Source organism: Massilia niabensis (assembly GCF_042655085.1).
In the GTDB taxonomy this organism is placed as follows: Bacteria; Pseudomonadota; Gammaproteobacteria; order Burkholderiales; family Burkholderiaceae_D; genus Telluria; species Telluria niabensis.
On the sequence record NZ_JBHSMU010000016.1, the window covers coordinates 322,002 to 341,635 of the forward strand.

Genomic DNA, 19,634 nt, shown 5'->3' on the forward strand with positions numbered 1-19,634 from the left:
GGCGTTTCAAACGTAATTTGAACGCGTGGACGGGAAAACCCGTCCACCCTACAGCAGCGGTCTCATGATTCAGGCACAATTGGCATCCCCGCCAGCAATGTGCCTCCTTCATGTCCCAGCTTTCCCCCTCCAGCGGCCTTGCCGTCCTGCGCAACCCGAATCTCTCCTTCTACCTCTCCGCCCGCTTCCTCGGCACCCTCGCCGTCCAGATGCAGAGCGTGGCCGTCGGCTGGCAGGTGTACCAGATCACCGGCAGCCTGTTCGACCTCGGCCTGATCGGCCTGGCGCAGTTCGCGCCCTTCCTGGTATTGATCCTGTGGGCCGGCCACGTTGCCGACCGCTACGACCGGCGCAAGATCATCGTGCTGTGCATGCTCACCCAGCTGCTGGTGAGCGGCCTGCTGCTCGCCTTTACCGCCAGCGGCAGCCGGGTGGTCTGGCCCGTGTTCGCCGTGCTGGTGCTGTTCGGCAGCGCGCGCGCCTTCATGATGCCCGCCTCGCAGGCGGTGCTGCGCAACCTGGTGCCGGACAAGGACTTCGGCCAGGCGGTGGCGCTGGCCTCGTCGACCTTCCACGTCGCCGTGATTGCCGGCCCGGTGCTCGGCGGGCTGCTGTATGCGTTCGGCCCGACGACCGTCTACATGATCTCGGCCGCGCTGCTGGCGCTGGCGACCCTGCTCATGGCCTCGACCAGGAGCGCGCCGCAGGTACGCAGCATGGAGCCCGCCAGCTGGCACACCCTGCTGGAGGGCCTGCGTTTCGTGCGCTCGCGCCCGATCGTGCTGGGCGCCATTTCGCTCGACCTGTTCGCGGTGCTGTTCGGCGGCGCCACTGCCCTGCTGCCCGCGTATGCGCACGACGTGCTGCACGCCGGTCCGACTGCGCTCGGCTGGCTGCGCACGGCGCCGGGCGCGGGCGCGGCGATCTGTTCGATCATGCTGGCCTTCTTCCCGCTGCGGCGCCGGGTCAGGGCCTGGATGTTCGGCGGTGTTGCCGTATTCGGCGTGGCCACGCTCGTGCTCGGCTCGACCAGCAATTTCACCGTCGCCCTGGTCGCCCTGTTCGTGCTCGGGGCCGGCGACATGGTCAGCGTCTACGTGCGCCACCTGCTGGTGCAGTATGAAACACCGGACGACATCCGCGGCCGGGTCAGCGCCGTCAATGCCGTCTTCATTGGCGCCTCGAACGAGCTCGGGGAATTCGAGTCAGGCGTGACCGCCGGCTGGTTCGGCCTGGTGCGCGCCATCCTGCTCGGTGGCGCGGCGACGCTGGCGGTGACCGGGCTCTGGGCCGTGCTGTTCCCGGTGCTGTCGAAAATGGACCGCTTCCCGCATCACAACAAGGTGAACTAGCTCCAAGCGTGCGGGACGCGGCAAAAATGGCAAAAAGTGTAAGATCGGCACCAGATCGCTGACAAATGGAGCCACTTATGCAAATCAATGTTAATACCGACCGCACTATCGAGAAGCACCAGGGCCTGGACGACCATGTGGAATCAGTGGTGAAAGACAACATCGGCCGCTTCGACCAGGTCCACCGTGTGGAAGTACACCTGAGCAACGAGAACAGCCAGAAGCAGCTCGACGGCGGCAACCGCTGCATGATGGAAGCACACGTCACCGGCTACGCGCCGGTCGTCGTCAACGAACATGCAGTGAACCTGCACCAGGCCATCACCCAGGCCGGCGGCAAACTCAAGCGCGCGCTCGACAGCGCCATCGGCCGCCTCAACGACAAAGGCCGCCGCGAACCGCTACCGCTCGACGATATCGAGCCTGAACAGGACAAGAATCTGACCAGCGGCATGTAAAACCGCCCGCACTGGCAGGTGAGGCACAGGGCCGCCGAGCTTACTCCGCGGCCCTTCCTTCGACCGTTGCACGCAGCGCCTGCAGGTAACGCAAGCCAGCCAGCGCCCGGCTGCCATACCACGACATCATTTCCCCATCGACGAGGAACACCGGAATGCCGAGCTGCTTTTCGAGTGCGTCGGCATGCGCCTCGGTGAAACGGTAGGGTTCGGTCGACAACAGCACCGCATCGAGTTCCTGCACCAGCGCGTCCGACCACGCGAAACGCGGGTAGCGCGCAGCATCCGGCAGTGCCGGCACCTGCCAGCCGAGTTCGGCCAGCATGCGTGCGATATAGGTATCGGCGGACACGCTCATCCACGGGTCTTGCCAGATACAGTAGAGCACCGTGCGCGGCGGTCCCGGCGGCGTCGCCTTTAGCCGCGCATGCTCGGCCTCGAAGGCGGCGCACCAGGCTTCGGCCGCGTCTTCGGCCTTGAAGATGCCGCCCATCAGGCGTGCCAGCGCCAGGTTGTCGAGCGGCGCGACCGGGTGCGTGACCACGATGTTCGGCACGAATTCGCCCAAGGCTTCGACCGTCGGCTTTTCGTTCTCGTCGATGTTGACGACGAGGTGGGTCGGCGCGAGCTTGCGGATCTTCTCGATGTTGACGTCTTTCGTGCCGCCCACTTTCGGGATCGCGGCCACGGCGGTTGCCGGGTGAATGCAGAAACCGGTGCGGCCGACGAGCTGGGGCGCCAGGCCCAGGTCGCACAGCAGTTCGGTAATCGAAGGCACCAGCGAAACGATGCGCGCATCGGGCGCCGGGAGGTGCGCGACGCCCAGGGCGTCGACAAGAGGGTAGGAGGCGTTCATGGGCGCTATTGGAACATCCCTGCCCCGGGAACGCCAGCCCGGCCAGACGGCACGATGGTTTTTTTCGTATTACACTGGCCCAGGCACTATGCGGAGGAATTCTTCTTGAGACTTATCGGTATTTTTCGTGATTCCGGCTACACGGTCGAGAACCTCGAGCTGTTCCGCGGCGCAGATACGCTTGCGGCCGCCCTCGCACTCGCCGATTGCGAGGTGGTGCAACTGACACCCGGCGAACGGATCGAGGACGCGGTGCGCGCCCGGCTCTACATCGTGCTGTCGGGCGTGCTCGAAGTCGAGACCGATGGCCACGCCGGCACCTCGGACGGCAGCGTCACCCGCATCCTGCCGGGCGAAAGCGTGGGCGAGCAGTCGGTGCTCGACGATGCCGCCAACCTCGACGCCGTGCGCGCGGTGGAAGACACGCGCCTCCTGGTGATCGAATCCGAACTGGCCTGGGAGCTGATCGACCAGTCGAACGCGGTGGCGCGCAACCTGCTGCGCCTGCTGTCGTTCCGTATCCGGGCGGCCAATGCACTGCTGCGGCGGCGCCAGAAGCTGGGCGAGTTCTACCGCCAGTTGTCGCTGAACGATACGCTGACAGGCCTGTACAACCGCACCTGGCTGGCCGACATGCTGCCAAAGATCGTGGGCAGGGCACGGGCCCAGGGCAGCCCCCTGGCCCTCCTCATGGTCGACCTCGACAATTTCAAGAAGTTCAACGACACCCACGGCCACCTGATCGGCGACGCCGCCCTGTGCGCCGCCGCCAACGTCATCCGCGACGGCCTGCGCCCTTCAGATTTTGCGGTGCGCTATGGCGGCGAGGAATTGATGGCGGTGCTGCCGGAAACGACCGCCGAACTGGCCTGCATGGTGGCGGACCGCCTGTGCCAGCAGGTGCGCGAAGCGGTGCTGTTTTCCGACATGCGCGTGCCGATGCCGCACCTGACCGCCTGCTTCGGCGTCGCGGTGCTGGGGCCGGATGGCGACGAAATGAGCCTGATCGAAGCGGCCGACGCCGCCCTGTACCGGGCCAAGGAAGCCGGACGCAACTGCGTCAGTGTGTGAGCCATCGCGTCGAGCCACGAGGGCGACCACAAGTGGGAATCATTGACGGATCCCGGCCCTGCCCCGACAATCGCCGCAAGCGTCACCAACCGAACAAGCGATGAGCACCCACACCTTCCTCTGGCACGACTATGAAACCTTCGGCGCGCAACCGCGCCGCGACCGTCCGGCGCAGTTCGCCGCCATCCGCACCGATGCCGAGCTCAACGAGATCGGCGAGCCGCTCATGCTGTTCTGCCAGCCGGCGAACGACTACCTGCCCGATCCGCAATCCTGCCTGATCACCGGCATCACGCCCCAGCAGTGCCTGGACCAGGGCGTGCCCGAGCACGAGTTCGCGCGCCAGGTCGAGGCCGTTTTCGCGGAGCCAGGCACGATCGGCGTCGGCTACAACACGATCCGCTTCGACGACGAGGTGACGCGCTTCCTGTTCTGGCGCAACCTGCTGGACCCGTATGCGCGCGAGTGGCAAAACAATTGCGGCCGCTGGGACTTGCTCGACGTGGTGCGCATGACCTATGCGCTGCGCCCGGAAGGCATCGAATGGCCGCGCCATCCGGACGGCCGCCCGAGCTTCCGCCTGGAAGACCTGACCACCGCGAATGGCCTGGCGCACGCCAGTGCCCACGATGCGCTGTCGGACGTGCGCGCGACGATCGCGCTGGCACGCCTGATCCGCAGCAAGCAGCCGCGCCTGTTCGACTTCTGCCTCGAGCTGCGCCGCAAGGACAAGGTTGCCAGTGAAATGGGCTTGCACCTCGATCCCGGTCAGCGCCAGCCCTTCCTGCACGTGTCGGGCATGTTCCCGGCCGAACAGGGTTGCCTGGCCCTGGTGTGGCCGCTTGCCCAGCATCCGACCAACAAGAATGAAATCATCGTCTGGGATTGCCGCCACGATCCGTCGGAACTGTTCGCGATGGACGTCGAGACGATTCGCCTGCGCATGTTCACGCGCAGCAGCGAGCTGCCCGAAGGCGTGACGCGCCTGCCGATCAAGAGTGTGCACCTGAACAAGTCGCCGATGCTGGTCGGGAACCTCAAGACCCTGAGCACCCCGATGGCCCAGCGCTGGGGCATCGACCTCGACCAGGGCCGCGTGCATGCCGGATTGGCCGCGCGCGGGCCGGACATGGCCGCCATCTGGGCGCAGGTATTCCAGAAGCCGGCAGCACCAAACGATACCGATGTCGACGAAGACCTGTACGGCGGCTTCGTCAGCAAGGACGACCGCCGCAAGCTGGACTCGCTGCGGATGCAGACGCCGGTGCAACTGGCAGCGGCACGCCCATCCTTCGAGGATGGGCGCCTCACGGAATTGCTGTTCCGCTACCGCGCACGCAATTTCCCGCAGACTTTAACTAGCGAAGAAATGGCGACGTGGGAAGAGCACCGCGCGGCGCGCCTGTTCGACGGCGCCGGCGGTGCGCGCACGGTGGATCAGTTGTTTGGCGAGATCGATGCGCTGTCTGAGACGGCGGACGAGCGGGCCGAGGATATCCTGGGGGCGCTGTATGACTATGTGGAAGGGATTGCGCCGAGCAGGTATTGAGGTGCTGGTGGGGCAACAGCCCCATTAACCCACGCATACCGGTTGAGCTTACGCCCCCCGATACCGGTTAATCTCATCCCGCGTCTCGCGCGCCACCCTCCTCGCCGCCGCCGCAAAATCCTCCCCCGCCTGCGGCGCCGCATACAAGATCGCGCGCGAGGAATTGATCATCATCCCGGTGCCGTCCGCGGTACGCCCGGCACGCACGGTCGCTTCCACATCCCCGCCCTGCGCGCCGACGCCCGGCACCAGCAGCGGCATGTCGCCGATGAGCTTGCGCACCTGCGCCAGTTCGTCCGGGAAGGTAGCTCCCACCACCAGCGCGCACTGCCCGTTGCGGTTCCATTTCTCGGCCACGAGGCGCGCCACGTGCTGGTACAGCGGCTGCCCGCCCACATCCAGGAACTGCAGGTCCGAGCCGCCCGCGTTCGAGGTGCGGCACAGCACGATCACGCCGCGGTCCGGCCACGCCATGTAGGGCTCGACCGAATCGAAACCCATGTACGGATTAACCGTCACCGCGTCCGCGCCGTAGCGGTCGAAAGCTTCGCGCGCGTACTGGTGCGCGGTGGCGCCGATGTCGCCGCGCTTGGCGTCGAGGATCAGCGGGATGTGCGGGTAGGTCTCGCGCAGGTAGCGGCAGATGTCCTCGAGCTGGGCTTCGGCGCCGAGCGCGGCGAAATAGGCGATCTGCGGCTTGAAGGCGCAGGCGAGGTCCGCGGTGGCGTCGATGATGGCCTTGCAGAAGCGGACGATGCCGTCCGGCTCATCGGCCAGGCCTGCCGGGAAACGCGCCAGGTCCGGGTCGAGCCCGACACACAGCAGCGAATCGTTGCGGGCCCAGGCCGCGGAGAGTTTAGTCATGAAATTCACGTCGCGCCCCTTGTAACATTGTCATTGCAAACCCCATATTGTACCCGTCGCCCGCGGGCCGCCGCCGTTGCCCATGCGGCTGCGGGCACGACCGTGCGACCCGCGATGTTATCCTGAGGTATATTTTGACTATTCGACAACTCGCACTGGACAAGGACATCATGACGTCTTCCCTCTTCTCTCGCTGGGCCCGCCTGCTGGCGGCTGCAATGCTGGCAAGCTCGCTGCTCTCGGGCTGCGGCTACAACGATTTCCAGGTCAAGGACGAAGCAACCAAGGCCGCCTGGGGTGAAGTGGTCAACCAGTACCAGCGCCGCGCCGACCTGATCCCGAACCTGGTCAACACCGTCAAGGGCTATGCGTCGCACGAACGCGAGACGCTGGAAGCCGTGACCCGTGCGCGCGCCGCCGCCACCAGCTTCCAGATCACCCCGGAAGTGCTGAACAATCCGGAAGCTTTCGCCAAGTTCCAGCAGGTGCAGGGCGAACTGTCGAGCGCCCTGTCGCGCCTGATGGCCGTGTCCGAGGCGTATCCGAACCTCAAGGCCGACACCAGCTTCCGCGACCTGCAATCCCAGCTCGAAGGCACCGAGAACCGCATCACGGTCGCGCGCCAGCGCTACATCGCTTCGGTGCAGGACTACAACGTCACCGTACGCAAATTCCCGACCAACCTGACCGCGATGATGTTCGGCTACGAAGCACGGCCGTCGTTCACGGTCGAGAACGAAAAAGCGATCTCGACCGCCCCGACGGTCAACTTCGGCAAGTAAGGTGATGAGCCTGTTGCGTACCCTATGGGCGCTCGTAGTGTCGTGCACCTTGGTCAGCCTGTTCGCCGGCCCGGCGCAGGCCCAGCTGAAAGCGGTGCCGCCACTCACGGCCCGCGTCACCGACACCGCCGGCATGCTCGACGCCACCCAGCGCGCGCGCCTGGAAGCGGTGCTGGCCGAGCACGAGGCCAAGAGCGGCAACCAGATCGCGGTGCTGCTGGTCAAGTCGACGGAACCGGAAGCGATCGAGCAATACGGCATCCGCGTGGTCGATGCCTGGAAGCTCGGCCGCAAGGGCGTCGACGACGGCGTGCTGCTGCTGGTCGCGCGTGACAACCCGAGCTCGCTGCGGCGCTTGCGCATCGAGGCTGGCCGTGGCGTCCAGGGCGTGCTGACGGATGCGCAGTCGAAGCGCATCCTGCAAGACGTCATCGCACCACATTTTCGCCAAAACCATTACTACGAGGGCCTGGTCGCAGGTGTGGGTGCCATTTCCACGCTGCTGAACCGGGAACGATTTCCCGAAGTGGCGCAACAACAGGTAGCGCCTGCGCAACAAAACGGACAAGGAGGCGGGATCGGTATGTTTGGTATCTTGGCATTGATATTTGGGTTCATGCTGTTGCGGTCGATGTTCAAGCCGCGTCGTCCGCGCCTGTCGCGCGGCGGCTGGGGCAGCGGCGCGTCGGGCTTCATCCTCGGTAGCGTCCTCTCCAACGTGGGACGCGGCGGCGGCGGCTTCGGCGGCTTTTCGGGTGGTGGCGGGTTCGGCGGCGGCGGTGGTTTCGGCGGCGGCGGCGGCAGCTTTGACGGTGGCGGCGCCTCGGGAGACTGGTAATGGAACACGCATCGTTTGGACAACGCCTCAGTCGCGTGATCCGTCACTGGCGCAGCACCAAGGCCGAGGCGCTGCGCGCCTTCCCCGAAGCGACGCTGGCCGCGGCCGCGCAGGCGATCACCGCCGGTGAGCAGACCCATCGCGGCGAAGTGCGCTTCATCGTCGAAGCGGCCCTGCCCACCGACGAGGCCTGGGACGGCATCACCAACCGCCAGCGCGCCCTCGCCCTGTTCGCCGACTACGGCGTGTGGGACACCGAAGACAATTGCGGCGTGCTCATCTACGTGAACCTGGCCGAGCACAAGGTCGACATCGTGGCCGACCGCGGCATCGACCGCAAGATCGACAGTGCAACCTGGCAGGCGGTCTGCCGCACCATGACCGACGGCTTCAGGCAGGGCAAGTATCACGAGGCCACGCTGGCGGCCATCGAGCAGGTCAATGGGCTGCTGCGCGAACATTTCCCGGCCAACGGGTCGCGCCCGAACGAGCTGCCGGACCGGCCGATCATGCTCTAGGCTCCGCGGGCTGCGCGGGAGTCGGGGGTGCCGCTACAATGCGACATTCCCTGAAAACCGTGAAAGCCCCGCCATGAAACTTGCCAACAAGATCGCCCTCATCACGGGCGCCAGCCAGGGTATCGGCCTGGCCTGCGCCCAGCGCCTGGTGCGCGAAGGCGCCCGCGTGATGCTGGCCGACGTACGTCCGGAAGGCGCGGCCGCCGCCGAAGCACTGGGTGACAGCGCCCGCTTCTTTTGCGCAGACGTCAGCCAGAAGTCCGACGTCGACGCCCTCATCGACGCCACGCTGGCCGCCTTCGGCCGCATCGATATCCTCATCAATAACGCGGGCGTCACGCATGCCGCCGACTTCCTCGACCTGACCGAGGAAGATTTCGACCGCGTGCTGCGCATCAACCTGAAATCGATGTTCCTGTGCAGCCAGGCGGCGGCGCGCGACATGGTCAAACGCCAGAGCGGCTGCATCATCAATATGTCGAGCGTGAACGCCGAACTGGTCATCCCGAACCAGGTGCCGTACGTGGTGTCGAAGGGCGGCGTCAACCAGTTGACGCGGGTGGCGGCGATCGGCCTCGCCCAGAAAGGCATCCGCGTGAATGCGATCGGCCCGGGCACGATTCTGACGGAACTGGCGAAGCAAGCTGTGCTGTCGAGTCCGGAGGCACGCCACACTATCCTGTCGCGCACGCCGCTCGGACGCTGCGGCGAACCGGAGGAAGTGGCCGCCATCGCCGCTTTCCTGGCCAGCGACGACGCTTCCTACATTACCGGCCAGACCCTGTACGCCGATGGCGGACGCATGCCGCTGAACTACACGGTTCCGGTACGCGAATAAGAAGGCTCAACAGCTATTCACGGAACGCATGTCTGGTATCTAATCTAACAATTAGACAAATATATGGCGGTGCAACATAATGAACCTGTCTCCACTATTCTCCTCCAAGAAAATAGTTTTAAGCCCGCTCCTGAAGCGGGCTTTTTTTTGTCCGGACGCGCCGGGCACTTTCCCTAATATCCGACCATACACCCTGGGCATCGTTCACCAATCCCTGTACAGGCTTGCGCTACGTCATACCCGAGTAATAATCGGACCCTATACTGAGTTTCATCTGCGGTACACGCAACCGATATGCGTGATGGCAGACAGGTGTGCAGCGCCCCGCGCGGCACACCCACCGAACAGCGTCTCTTGGCCCGGTCTTGGGTTGTGCCCACCTTTTTCTTGGTGGGCACTTTTTTTCAATGGTCTATGTAATTAGCATAAATACATCCATCGGCCTTGCAGGCTGACGGGTTTTGACTATGATGAAGTTCGTGCGCCGCAAGCTGGAGCCAGGCAGGAGCGACAGGCAGGACTGAGAATTACCGCAGCGGACGCAGTCATACCAACCATAAACAGGGAGTCGGACCGATGAATTTTCAAGTTTCTGAAAAACACACCCCGCAACCTGGGTCCAGCCGCCGCCAGCACCACGATATCGACCAGCTGGTTCTCTGCGAGCTCAACCCGCTGGTCGTGGTCGACCGCCTCGACGGCGAAGACGTACCCCTCACCCTGCTGACCTTCGGCAGCGTACGGGAGGTCTGTCCGAAGTGCCAGCACACGCACCTCAAGCTCGTGTTGCGCCAGACCTCGGTACGCATGGCCCATCTGTTCTGCGCCGAATGCGAAAGCTGTTTCGACGCACGCTATCCGAATGGCGCCCCGGCGCTGACGATCTGATTTTCCGCTGCAGGCCCGACCGTGCATGCGTACGGTCACCCGGCATGGTATGGTTGCCGTTTTTGCCTGTTCGTCAGCCATGCCTCCACTGCTTCATCTTGCCCTGATCGACCCGCGCCTGAACAAGCTGCGCTACGCCGCCGCGATCGCTATGTTTTTGTCGATTATCATCACCGGGTCGATCCCTGGCGCGCGCGCCGGCGTCGGCCATTACGCACCCGGCGTGGTGCTGCATTCGCTTGCCTATGCGACCCTGGCCCTGCTCTGGTTCACCGCCAGCCGCGGCAGCGCCGCCAGCCGCAGCCTGGCCGCCGTGCTGGCCGTTGCCGTCATGGGCGCCATCGACGAACTGGTGCAGAGCATGTTCCCCTTCCGCGGCGCCGATGTCGGCGACTGGCTGGTCGACTGCAGCGCGGCCGTCGTCACCTGCGCGATCCTGTGGCTGGTGTTGCCGAAGGCGGCGCTGCAACGCAGCTGAGCCGCCCGACGAGGGGTACGCAGCCAGGTTCGCGCAACCGGGTTCGCGCAGTTCAGCTCGATTATTGACGAGTTTCCCCTACCTTTCCTCCGCTTGATCTGGCTCATGCCATACCCGAGTCAGCTGGAACGTCACGCCCGTTCGCGCCTCTTACTGGAGTGGCAGACGACACGTCACGCATACCCACTGACAAAATCCAACCAAGGAGTCGATCATGAAACAACCACACCAGAGCGCAATCTTGGCGGGCTTGCTGGCCATGGCGCTCGGCCTGTCGGGCTGCGCCAGCATGCGCGGCGGCAGCGATAGCGGCGCGGGCACCAGCGGCAGTTCGGCGAGCGGCGATACTGGCAGCGGTAGCGGGGGCATGTCGGGTACCAGCGGCGGCGGCACCAGCACGAGCGGCTCGGGCGGCTGGGGCGGCGGCAGCTCGACCGAGTCGGGCACGTCGGGCTCGGGAACGTCCGGCAGCTCGGGGACGTCGGGCACCTCGGGCACCTCGGGCACTTCAGAAGGCTCGGGTACCTCCGGGACTTCGGGGACTTCCGGCATGTCCGGCACGTCCGGCACTTCCGGCACTTCGGGCACGTCCGGCAGCAGCGGCTACGACCAGTCCGGCACAAGCAGCTCGGGTACCTCGGGCAGCTCCGGCACCTCGGGTAGCACCAGCAGCATGGGCGAAGGCAGCTCCGCGGGGACCATGGCCGACACCGCCAGCGGCAGCGGACAGGCCGGCGGCTCGGCCACGGGCAGCGCCACCGGGGCCAGCTCCAGCCCGAACAGCACGGTGGTATCGGTCGAACTGGTCGCGCGCCCCAGCAGCGTGAGCGGCGGCGGCACGGTTGCCGGGGCTGCTGTCGGCGGCAGCTCGACCGGCACGACCGGCAGCTCGATGACCGCGGACCGCGTCTACCGCATCACGCTGCGCATGGACGATGGCAGCACCCAGGTCGTCACCCAGGAAACCACGCCAGACTTTCGCAGCGGAGACCGCGTCAACCTGAGCGGCGGGGCAATCCGGCGCTAACGCTGGGGCTTCGTGCAAAACCGGGCCGGCGCCATGTGCGCCGGCAATTCAGTACACGCGTTCGATCAGATACCCGCGTTGCGCGAGCAGTTGCGGCAGTCCGTTGTCGCCCAGCAGGTGCAGCAATCCGACACCGACGAAAAACACGCCGCCCTTCACCACCAGGGTGTCGATCTGCGCCGCCATGTCGGCATTGCGCCGTCCCAGCAACTTGCGCCGCGTGAACTCTGCCGTCTCCGACCTGCCCGCGGTGGCCTCGCGCAGTACCGCATCGAGCGCGGCCGCATTGCCCGAGCGCCATGCGTCGATCGTGCGCCGTGCCCGTTCCAGGGCGCTGCCATCGGCCAGGCCGGCCAGGGTATCGCGCAGGTAGCGCTCGGCCTCGACCTCGTTCATGCTGTCGAACAGCCCCAGCTGCAGTTCCGCGCTTTCCAGCGGCACCACCCGCGCGCCACGGCGCTCTGCCTGCGCGAGCAGCCTGCGTTCGACGCCCTCGCTGCGGCGCCATCCCTGGCGGTCCAGTTTCATGCTTACGAGCAGGTTGGCGATCAGCCAGGGTTTGAATTGCAGCATGCTGCCCAGGCTGACGCCCTCGGCGTGCAGGGCCGAGCGCAACTGCGCCAGGGTGTCGGCAGACACATGCTGCCTGATGTCGTCGCCGTCTGCATAGCGGCCGTGCCTGGCCAGCGCTTGCCGGAAAGCCTCCTCGCCGCGTGGGTCGAGTTCGACCACGACATGGTCGGCCCCGGCCAGCGCCCGCTCGGCCTCGGGGGCGAGCGGATAGAACGAGGGGTCGCCGACATGGACAGTGCCGAATAGATAGGCCACGCCGCCGCGCCCGCTGATGCGGTAGAGGCCGCCGTGATGGCGCGCCGCGACCGGCCCCGGGCCGACGATGCCGCGCCCGGCCGCCATGTGCTGCGCATTTTCCTCATCTGACGCCAGCGGCCCGGCGGCAGCCATGCCGGCCGCCACTACCAACAGCATGCCCGGCCCGAGCGTGCGCCACAGCGCCCGCCGCAAAGCGAGCGCCAGGACCGCAGCGGCTGCGACGATGCTGTCCATCTTCCCTCCCGCCGCCCACAGGCGGAGCGGCCGGTGACATCAACCTCCCCAGGCTTGCCGCCCAGCGGTCCCTGCCTGGCGGCCGGTCAGGTCGACATCGGGACGCCCCCTCCCTGGTTCGGCGGCGGCGATGACGAGTTGCGCGTGGCCGCCCAGATGACATCGAAGGGCAGCTTCGGCGTACGGTCAGCGTTCAGCAGGCCATTCGCTTCCTGGAAGGTATCGGCGAACTGCGTGTAGCAGAATCCCGCGAACATGAAGGTTTCGTTGACCACCTTCAGCAGCCCGCCGTAGAGGTTATGGAAGCCCTCGGCCGTGGTCGAGCGCGAATAGCCCCAGGTGCCCTCGTCCGGCGTGCCCTTGGTGTCGAACGCAATGCCGCCGAATTCGGTCAGCACGATCGGCTGGCCGCGGTGCGGGAAACCGTCGAGCGTCAAAATACGCCCGCCCGGACGCCGTTGATCGAAGAGTGTCCTCACCGGGTCGCTCACCTCGTAGCGCGCCTTGACCTTTTCCGGATCGCAGTCGTAATCGTGGATGCCGAGGATGTCGGTGGCCGAGGCTTCCCAGCCGTCGTTGCCGATCACCGGGCGTGTCGCATCGAGCGTGCGCGTCAGGTGGTACAAGGCTTCCACGGCATTGCGGTGCGCCTGCGTCAGCGTCAGGTTCGGCACGCCCCACGACTCGTTGAACGCCACCCAGACGATGATGCAGGGGTGGCTGTAGTCGCGCTCGATCGCTTCGGTCCATTCGCGCACCATGCGCGAGATCGCTTTCGGGCTGAAGCGGTAGGCCGAGGGCATCTCTTCCCATACCAGCAGGCCCAGCTTGTCGGCCCAGTACAGGTAGCGCGGGTCTTCGATCTTCTGGTGCTTGCGCACCCCGTTAAAGCCCATCAGCTTGGCCAGTTCGACGTCGCGTTTCAGGTGCTCGTCCGATGGCGCGGTAAGGAAGGACTCCGGCCAGTAACCCTGATCGAGCACGAGGCGCAGCTGGTAGGGCCTTCCATTCAACATCAGGCGGTCGCGGTTGATGGCGAATGCGCGCAGCGCCGTGTATGAGCGGATCCGGTCGACCACCTGGTCGCCGCAACGCAGCGTCACCTCGGCGTCGAGCAGGGTCGGTCGCTCCGGGCTCCACAGCAATTCGTTACGCGAATCGTCGATGCCCGGGTCCGACAGCGCGATCTTGCGGTTCGCCTCGCCGGCGAGCAGTTTGTAATGGTCGTCGGCCAACAGGTGCTCGCCGTGCCAGATCTTCACCTCGACAAACATGTCTTCGCGAATCGCGCCGCCGGCGAACACTTCGCAGCCGATCTCGAAGGTTTCGAAGATCGGGGTCCACTTCAGCTTCGCAATGAAGGTCTCTTCGACCTGCTCGACCCAGACGGTCTGCCAGATGCCGGTGGTGCGCGGATACCAGATCGAGTGCGGCTCGAGCAGCCAGTCCTGCTTGCCGCGCGGCTTGGCGAGATCGAACGGGTCGTCCTCGACGAACACGGTCACTGTCTGCCTGCCGTCGGCCTCCATTGCCGAGGTGATGTCGGCCGAAAACGGCGTATGCCCGCCCTCGTGGTCAGCCACCAGCTGGCCGTTCACCCATACCCGCGCGTGGTAATCGACGGCGCCGAAGTGCAGGATGGTGCGTCCCTCGTTGGGCTGGACTATAAATTCGCGTTCGTACCAGCAGAAGCGGTGAAAGCCAGTGTCGCCGATGCCGGACATGGCTGTCTCGGGCGCGAACGGCACTTCGATCTCGTGGGTCCATTCGGTCACGTCGCCGGGCAGCTTGAAGCGCATCGCGTCGTCGAAACAGAAGCGCCACTTGCCATTCAGGCTGATCCAGTTGTCGCGCACCAGTTGGGGACGGGGATATTCAAACTGACTCATTATTTTCCTTTCGTTCAGTCGGTACCGGAATCAGGATGCGGCCTTCGCGGCCGTTCCGGTTGTATTCGTCGAGTGCCGCAGCGGCAGCACGTTCGGCAAGGCCGGTCTTGCACAGCGCCACGCAGGCGCCGCCAAATCCGGCACCCGTCAAGCGCGCGCCAACCACACCTTCCTGTGCGCGCAGCAGCTCGCACAGCTCGTCGAGCTCGGGGATCGATACTTCGTAATCGTCGCGCAGGCTGAAGTGCGACGCGTTCATCAGTTCGCCGAAGCGTTCGGCCGGCACGCCGGCGGCAGCTTCCAGCACGCGCAGGTTTTCCTGCACCACGTGGCGGGCGCGCCGGCGCAGCGGCTCCGGCAGCGCTTCGACCGATTCGGGGTCCTTCACGTCGCGCAAGGCTTTCACGCCAAGCTTGCGCGACGCTTCCTCGCACTCGGCGCGGCGTTCGTTGTACTTGCTGCCGGCCAGCTTGCGCGCGATGCCCGAGTCGATCACGATGATCTCGACTCCTTCCGGCAGCGGCGCCAGGCGGTGCTCGAGCGAGCGCGCATCGATGAACAGCATGTTCGATTCGTCGGCCAGGCTCGAGGCCATCTGGTCCATGATGCCGCAGTTCACCCGTGCGTATTCGATTTCGGCGCGCTGGGCCAGGCGCGCCAGCTTGACGTCGTCGAGCTCGAAACCGAGCAATTCGCGCAGCGCGCGCAGGGTCGCCACTTCCAGCGCCGCGCTCGAGGACAGGCCCGAGCCGACCGGCACGTCGGTCGACACCCACACGCGCAGCGGCGGCACTTGCACGCCCTCGGCTTCGACCAGGCGGATGCAGCCCTCGATGTAGCTGCCGAAGCCGGACGGCGCACTGCCTTCCGGCGCGAAGGTCACGTTGGCGTCGAGCGTGCTCGAATAGAAGATGAAGTTGCCGTCGCCGCTGCGCGACATGGCCACCGTCGTGCGCTGGGGCGTGGCGACGGGCAGCATGAAGCCGTCGTTGTAGTCGGTATGCTCGCCCAGCAAATTCACGCGTCCCGGCGCCGAAGCGTGGACTTCGGGCGCACCGCCGAAAAAGGAATCGGTCGTCACCATCAGTTGATCTCCAGCCAGAGCGGCCGCTGGCGGCCCTGCACGTTCACGGCAGGCCACTGCGGGTCCAGGGTCAGGTTGTCCAGTCCCTGCGGGCCGAGGAGGAAGGTGTCTTCCATCTTCAGTCCCGCAAAGCTGGGGTTGAATGCGAATGCCATGCCGGTTTCCAGTTCGGTCGCGGTGCTGGGGGTGGCGACGATCTCGCGCGCCAGGTAGCCGGTGATCCCGCCCTGGTGGTGCTCGTCCAGCGCGCTTTGCCGGTCGGCGTGGTTGTAGGCGGCCGCAAACGCGTGGTACACCGCCGACAGCGATTTGCCCGGCACGACGGCGGCAAGGCCGGTGGCCTCGACGTCCATCAGCGCGGCCTGGTCCTGCGGCGCCGCACTGGCTCCCCCGAAACTCACGAAGCGGGTCAGGTTGGCATACAGGCCATGGCGGCGCGCGCAAAACACGAGCATGGCGCGCGCCCCGATACGTTCATGTGTGGGCGTCGCGTGGCGATACAAGGGCAAACGCCGTTCGCCGGCGGCCAGCACCAGCGCCGGGTGGATGCCGCGCCGCCAGAGTTCCGCGGCGCCGCTTGCCGCCAGCTCATATTCGGTCCACTCGGGACGCGCGCGGCGCAATGCCGCGGTCATTGCCTCGGCCGCGTCGCGCCCGAGCTGGCGGTAGCGCTCCTGCTCGCTATCGACGAGCACCAGGCGGCGCTGGCGCATGCCGTTCGCCAGCGGCTGCTCGTCGCCGTACGGACGGTCTGACAACACCAGGCCGTCGCCGGACAGGCCCAGCACATAACGCTCGCGCAACTCGACCTGGGCCCAGGGCGTGACGTGGAAGGAAAAGCCGTCGGGGACCTCTTCCTCGCGCAGGCGGGCCGCTTCGATCTCGTCGGTGAGGATCGCCGCTTCGTCCCGGGTCACCAGCACTTCGGCGACACCGGTGTCGGTCGTCTGCAGCACCGCGTTCGAGCCGCCGGCGGTCGCCCAGGCAAACCAGTCGCTGCCGCGCAGGCGGATCGCCGCGGCGCCGTGCTGGGCCAGGTAGTCGCGCAGCAGCGCCAGCTTGGCTGCCACTTCGGCAGCGCGCTCGGGACCATTCATGCGACCTCCTCCGGCGAGACGTGCACGGCCTGCAGCTCGGCGGCCGTATTCTCGGGCAGCACGTCCATCGCGAACATGCCGGCGCCCAGCTCGGTGCCGGCCAGGTATTTCAGGCGGTCGCGCGAGCGGTACGGCGGGTAGAACTGGGCGTGCAGCTGGGTTTCCGGATGCGCGGCGCCGTCGGTCGGCGCCTGGTACCAGGCCATCAGGTAGGGGAAAGGACGGTCCCACATCTTCTCGTACTTGAGCAGCACGGTTTTCAGGGCCCGCGCCAGGCCGGCACGTGCCTCGGGCGTGAGGCTTGCAAAATCCTGGCAGGGCGCGGTCGGCATCACCCACACCTCGTAGGGATAGCGCGCGCAGGCCGGCACGAAGGCGATCGCGTGCTCGTCCTGGTACAGCACCCGCTTGCCGTCGGCCGCTTCGTTTTTCGCCATGTCGCACAGCAGGCTGGTGCCGTGCTGCAGGTAGTAGTCGCGCTCCTGCGCCAGCATGCGCTCGGGCACCTGGGGCACGAACGGGTAGGCATAGATCTGGCCGTGCGGATGGTGCAGCGTCACGCCGACCTCGCTGCCGCGGTTTTCGAAGGGCAGCACGTACTGGATGTGATTGGTGTCGCCGATGCGGCGGGTACGGTCGCCCCAGACCTGGAACAGCAGTTCGATGCGCGACAGCGGCAGGTGCACCAGGGCGGTATTTGGGTCCTGCGTGAAGACGACGACTTCGCAGTGGCCGTTGGCCGGCGCGGTCGGCACCGTCAGGTGCGGCGGATCGTGCGAGGCCAGCGCGAGCGACGGGAAGCGGTTGTCGAACACCGCGACCTCGTAGTCGCCCTGCGGCATCTCGGTCGGGAAGGCGGGATCTTTTGTGACGGCCAGCGGGTTGTACTCCGGCGGCGGCAGGAAGGTGCGGTTCTGGCGGAACCCGGCGTAGGTCACCCACTCGCCGCGCAGCGGGTGCCAGCGCAGGTGCGGGTTCGCCTGCAGTGGATCGGCAAAGGGGCTGGGCGCCTCGATCCCGTCCGGAATCGGCTGGTTGCTGTAGAGGGTAAGGTGTCGTCCGTCCGGCTTTGTCAGTTCTTTGCTGTGCATGTCATCTTTGAAATGGCGGCAGGTCACATACGCTCGCGGAATGGCAGGCCCGGCGAACGTGGCTATGAAATGATCCTAACATGACGTTACCGTGACATTTTCCCCACAGAATGTCGGCTTTTTCCAACAGTTAATGACTTGGCGATGTGTCAAGTGAGCGGTATGGCGGCGGACACGCTGCTCTCCTATGAAAAACCCGCTAAAGCAGCATTCACCGGCTCGACAATTTCGATTAACGTAAGACTTATCCTACAATACTAATCGAAGTATTTACACATTTCCGCGAGTGATCCACCGACAAACCCATCAACGGGATTTCACCCCTGCTCCGCCCTACTTTGCCAGTTCCGCCAGCACCGCCGTGTACATCTGGAGGTTCAGCAGCAGCTGCTTGAGCGTGATGAATTCGCGCTCGGAGTGGCCGGTGTACACCTTGCCGGGCATAGCCGGGCCGAAGCTGACCGCGTTCGGGAACAGGCGCGAGTTGGTGCCGCCGCCGATGGCGATCGGCTTCGGGTCCTTCACGCCGGTAAAGTAGGAAAATACATTCATTAGCACGGGAAGTTGCGGCGCGTCCTTGCGGACCCAGGGCTCGCCGGTCTTCACCGTGATGTTTGCCAGCGGCAGATTGCGGCCCTGCCACTGGGCCAGCGCCGCGTTGATCTCGTTGGTGATCTGCTCGACGCTCTTGCCTTGCGGGCGGCGCAGGTTGAGCGACACTTCGATGCCCTCGGGCTTCTGGCGGATCACCGTCGGCGCCACCGTCATCGGCCCCATGAAACTGTCGCGGTAGGCGACGTTGCCGAACTTCTCGCCATACAGCCCGGTGCCGACCAGCTGGTTCAAATAATTGACGACGCCGCCCGCCGTCGTGTTCGCCCAGGGGCGCACGGCCAGCGCATCGGCCAGCATGGCCACCGCGTTGACGCCCTCTTCGGGCTTGGACGAATGCGCCGACAGGCCGCGCGCGCGGACCAGCAGGTCGGCCCCTTTCCACTCGAATTCGTAGCGCATGCCGTCCTGCTTGTCGCCGCGCGCGCGGATCTGCGCCTCGATGGCCGGGGTGGCGTTAGCGACCGTGGCGCTGGCGTCTTCCGGAATCTGGCTGCCGAAGAAGCCGCCGGCAAAGGCGGCGATGTGGGGCTCGCCCGCTGGAGCAGTCTCGGCGCCGGCGTTCGGCAGCGTCACCGCGATCGTACCCGAGGCCTTTTCGGCCACCACGGCCGGATACTCGGCGTCGAGCGTGATGTTCATCTGCGGCGGCTCGTGGGTCTTGAGGAAGTCCACCAACGGCTGCCAGTTCGATTCCTCGCCCATGTACACGTACAGCTCGATGCGCTTCGAGAGCGGCAGCTGCTGGTCCTTCAGCGCCTTCATCGCATACAGCGCGGTGGCGATCGGGCCCTTGTCGTCCTCGGCGCCGCGCGCCATCAGCTTGCCCGGCTCGCTCGTCTGGTCGAGCACGAAGGGCGATTTCTTCCACTTGGCCGGGTCCACCGGCTGCACATCGCCATGGGTGACGATGCCTACCCGGTCAGTCCCTTGCCCCATCCCGATGATCACCACCCAGCCATGGTCGGCGAAATCGAAACCGAGCTTTCCTGCCTCGGCTTTCAAGGCATTCTTGAAAGCGATGTGCTGCGGGTCCTGGTCGGACGGCAGGCCGGGCCTTGCCACCGTGTTGAAGCTGACGAGCTTGGCCAGCGTGTCGACCACTTTCGTGCGGTAGGTGGTGACGGCGTACTTGGCCGCTTTCACAGCCGCCGGGCTGGGGACGGCGGCGGCCGGCGCATCAGCGGCGGCATACGCTGCGAATACCAGCAGCAGGCTGGCGAGGATGGTTCTTTTCATGTTCCGCGGGGTCTCCATTGCATAGGCGCAACGAGTCT

19 protein-coding genes are annotated in these 19,634 nt (G+C 65.7%); 11 read left to right on the forward strand and 8 right to left on the reverse strand.

Annotated features, from left to right (window positions below; genetic code table 11):
• Window positions 1-110: 110 nt before the first annotated feature.
• Window positions 111-1,352, forward strand: coding sequence for an MFS transporter (locus tag ACFPN5_RS22335; RefSeq protein ID WP_379786034.1), 1,242 nt, complete (start codon window positions 111-113; stop codon window positions 1,350-1,352).
• A 77-nt stretch (window positions 1,353-1,429) separates the two neighbouring features.
• Complete coding sequence (locus tag ACFPN5_RS22340) at window positions 1,430-1,810, forward strand: HPF/RaiA family ribosome-associated protein (protein WP_379786035.1); 381 nt, start codon at window positions 1,430-1,432, stop codon at window positions 1,808-1,810.
• Between the two features lie 40 nt (window positions 1,811-1,850).
• Here the strand turns inward: ACFPN5_RS22340 and ACFPN5_RS22345 are convergent, their stop codons facing one another.
• Window positions 1,851-2,666 carry a helical backbone metal receptor gene (locus ACFPN5_RS22345; protein WP_379786036.1) on the reverse strand — a complete coding sequence of 272 codons (816 nt, stop codon included), beginning with the start codon at window positions 2,664-2,666 and terminating at the stop codon, window positions 1,851-1,853.
• A 105-nt stretch (window positions 2,667-2,771) separates the two neighbouring features.
• Here ACFPN5_RS22345 and ACFPN5_RS22350 point away from each other — a divergent pair, with 105 nt between their 5' ends.
• Window positions 2,772-3,737 (forward strand): GGDEF domain-containing protein, encoded by a 966-nt coding sequence (locus ACFPN5_RS22350; protein ID WP_379786037.1) that lies wholly within the window; start codon window positions 2,772-2,774, stop codon window positions 3,735-3,737.
• A 100-nt stretch (window positions 3,738-3,837) separates the two neighbouring features.
• Complete coding sequence (gene sbcB / locus ACFPN5_RS22355; protein WP_379786038.1) at window positions 3,838-5,286, forward strand: exodeoxyribonuclease I; 1,449 nt, start codon at window positions 3,838-3,840, stop codon at window positions 5,284-5,286.
• A 48-nt stretch (window positions 5,287-5,334) separates the two neighbouring features.
• On the opposite strand, the gene pyrF is transcribed toward sbcB, so the two are convergent.
• Window positions 5,335-6,159 carry an orotidine-5'-phosphate decarboxylase gene (gene pyrF / locus ACFPN5_RS22360; protein ID WP_379786039.1) on the reverse strand — a complete coding sequence of 275 codons (825 nt, stop codon included), beginning with the start codon at window positions 6,157-6,159 and terminating at the stop codon, window positions 5,335-5,337.
• Window positions 6,160-6,320: 161 nt separating this feature from the next.
• Here pyrF and ACFPN5_RS22365 point away from each other — a divergent pair, with 161 nt between their 5' ends.
• The 7 genes from ACFPN5_RS22365 to ACFPN5_RS22395 all read left to right on the forward strand — a co-directional run bounded on the left by ACFPN5_RS22365 (window position 6,321) and on the right by ACFPN5_RS22395 (window position 11,519).
• Entirely contained in the window at window positions 6,321-6,932 is a 612-nt protein-coding gene (locus ACFPN5_RS22365; protein WP_379786040.1) for a LemA family protein, read from the forward strand.
• A gap of 4 nt (window positions 6,933-6,936) precedes the next feature.
• Complete coding sequence (locus tag ACFPN5_RS22370) at window positions 6,937-7,770, forward strand: TPM domain-containing protein (RefSeq protein WP_379786041.1); 834 nt, start codon at window positions 6,937-6,939, stop codon at window positions 7,768-7,770.
• On the forward strand, window positions 7,770-8,288 hold the full coding sequence (locus ACFPN5_RS22375; protein WP_379786042.1) for a TPM domain-containing protein: 519 nt from the start codon (window positions 7,770-7,772) through the stop codon (window positions 8,286-8,288). The genes ACFPN5_RS22370 and ACFPN5_RS22375 overlap by 1 nt, the downstream gene beginning before the upstream one ends.
• A 73-nt stretch (window positions 8,289-8,361) precedes the next feature.
• Entirely contained in the window at window positions 8,362-9,126 is a 765-nt protein-coding gene (locus ACFPN5_RS22380; RefSeq protein WP_379786043.1) for an SDR family NAD(P)-dependent oxidoreductase, read from the forward strand.
• 576 nt (window positions 9,127-9,702) lie between these two features.
• The gene (locus ACFPN5_RS22385; RefSeq protein WP_379786044.1) at window positions 9,703-10,014 is read left to right on the forward strand and encodes a hypothetical protein; all 312 of its coding nucleotides are present in this window, start codon (window positions 9,703-9,705) and stop codon (window positions 10,012-10,014) included.
• Window positions 10,015-10,093: 79 nt separating this feature from the next.
• Entirely contained in the window at window positions 10,094-10,492 is a 399-nt protein-coding gene (locus ACFPN5_RS22390; protein ID WP_379786045.1) for a VanZ family protein, read from the forward strand.
• A 214-nt stretch (window positions 10,493-10,706) separates the two neighbouring features.
• Window positions 10,707-11,519, forward strand: coding sequence for a hypothetical protein (locus tag ACFPN5_RS22395; protein ID WP_379786046.1), 813 nt, complete (start codon window positions 10,707-10,709; stop codon window positions 11,517-11,519).
• A 48-nt stretch (window positions 11,520-11,567) separates the two neighbouring features.
• On the opposite strand, the gene ACFPN5_RS22400 is transcribed toward ACFPN5_RS22395, so the two are convergent.
• The 6 genes from ACFPN5_RS22400 to ACFPN5_RS22425 form a co-directional block, all read right to left on the reverse strand.
• The gene (locus tag ACFPN5_RS22400) at window positions 11,568-12,584 is read right to left on the reverse strand and encodes a TraB/GumN family protein (protein ID WP_379786047.1); all 1,017 of its coding nucleotides are present in this window, start codon (window positions 12,582-12,584) and stop codon (window positions 11,568-11,570) included.
• 86 nt (window positions 12,585-12,670) lie between these two features.
• Window positions 12,671-14,473 carry a glycoside hydrolase family 2 protein gene (locus ACFPN5_RS22405; RefSeq protein ID WP_379786048.1) on the reverse strand — a complete coding sequence of 601 codons (1,803 nt, stop codon included), beginning with the start codon at window positions 14,471-14,473 and terminating at the stop codon, window positions 12,671-12,673.
• Window positions 14,460-15,557 (reverse strand): galactokinase, encoded by a 1,098-nt coding sequence (gene galK / locus ACFPN5_RS22410; protein ID WP_379786049.1) that lies wholly within the window; start codon window positions 15,555-15,557, stop codon window positions 14,460-14,462. The genes ACFPN5_RS22405 and galK overlap by 14 nt, the downstream gene beginning before the upstream one ends.
• Entirely contained in the window at window positions 15,557-16,654 is a 1,098-nt protein-coding gene (locus tag ACFPN5_RS22415) for a M24 family metallopeptidase (RefSeq protein ID WP_379786050.1), read from the reverse strand. The genes galK and ACFPN5_RS22415 overlap by 1 nt, the downstream gene beginning before the upstream one ends.
• Complete coding sequence (gene galT / locus ACFPN5_RS22420) at window positions 16,651-17,745, reverse strand: galactose-1-phosphate uridylyltransferase (protein WP_379786051.1); 1,095 nt, start codon at window positions 17,743-17,745, stop codon at window positions 16,651-16,653. The genes ACFPN5_RS22415 and galT overlap by 4 nt, the downstream gene beginning before the upstream one ends.
• Before the next feature lie 333 nt (window positions 17,746-18,078).
• Entirely contained in the window at window positions 18,079-19,596 is a 1,518-nt protein-coding gene (locus tag ACFPN5_RS22425) for a dipeptidase (RefSeq protein WP_379786052.1), read from the reverse strand.
• Window positions 19,597-19,634 lie beyond the last annotated feature (38 nt).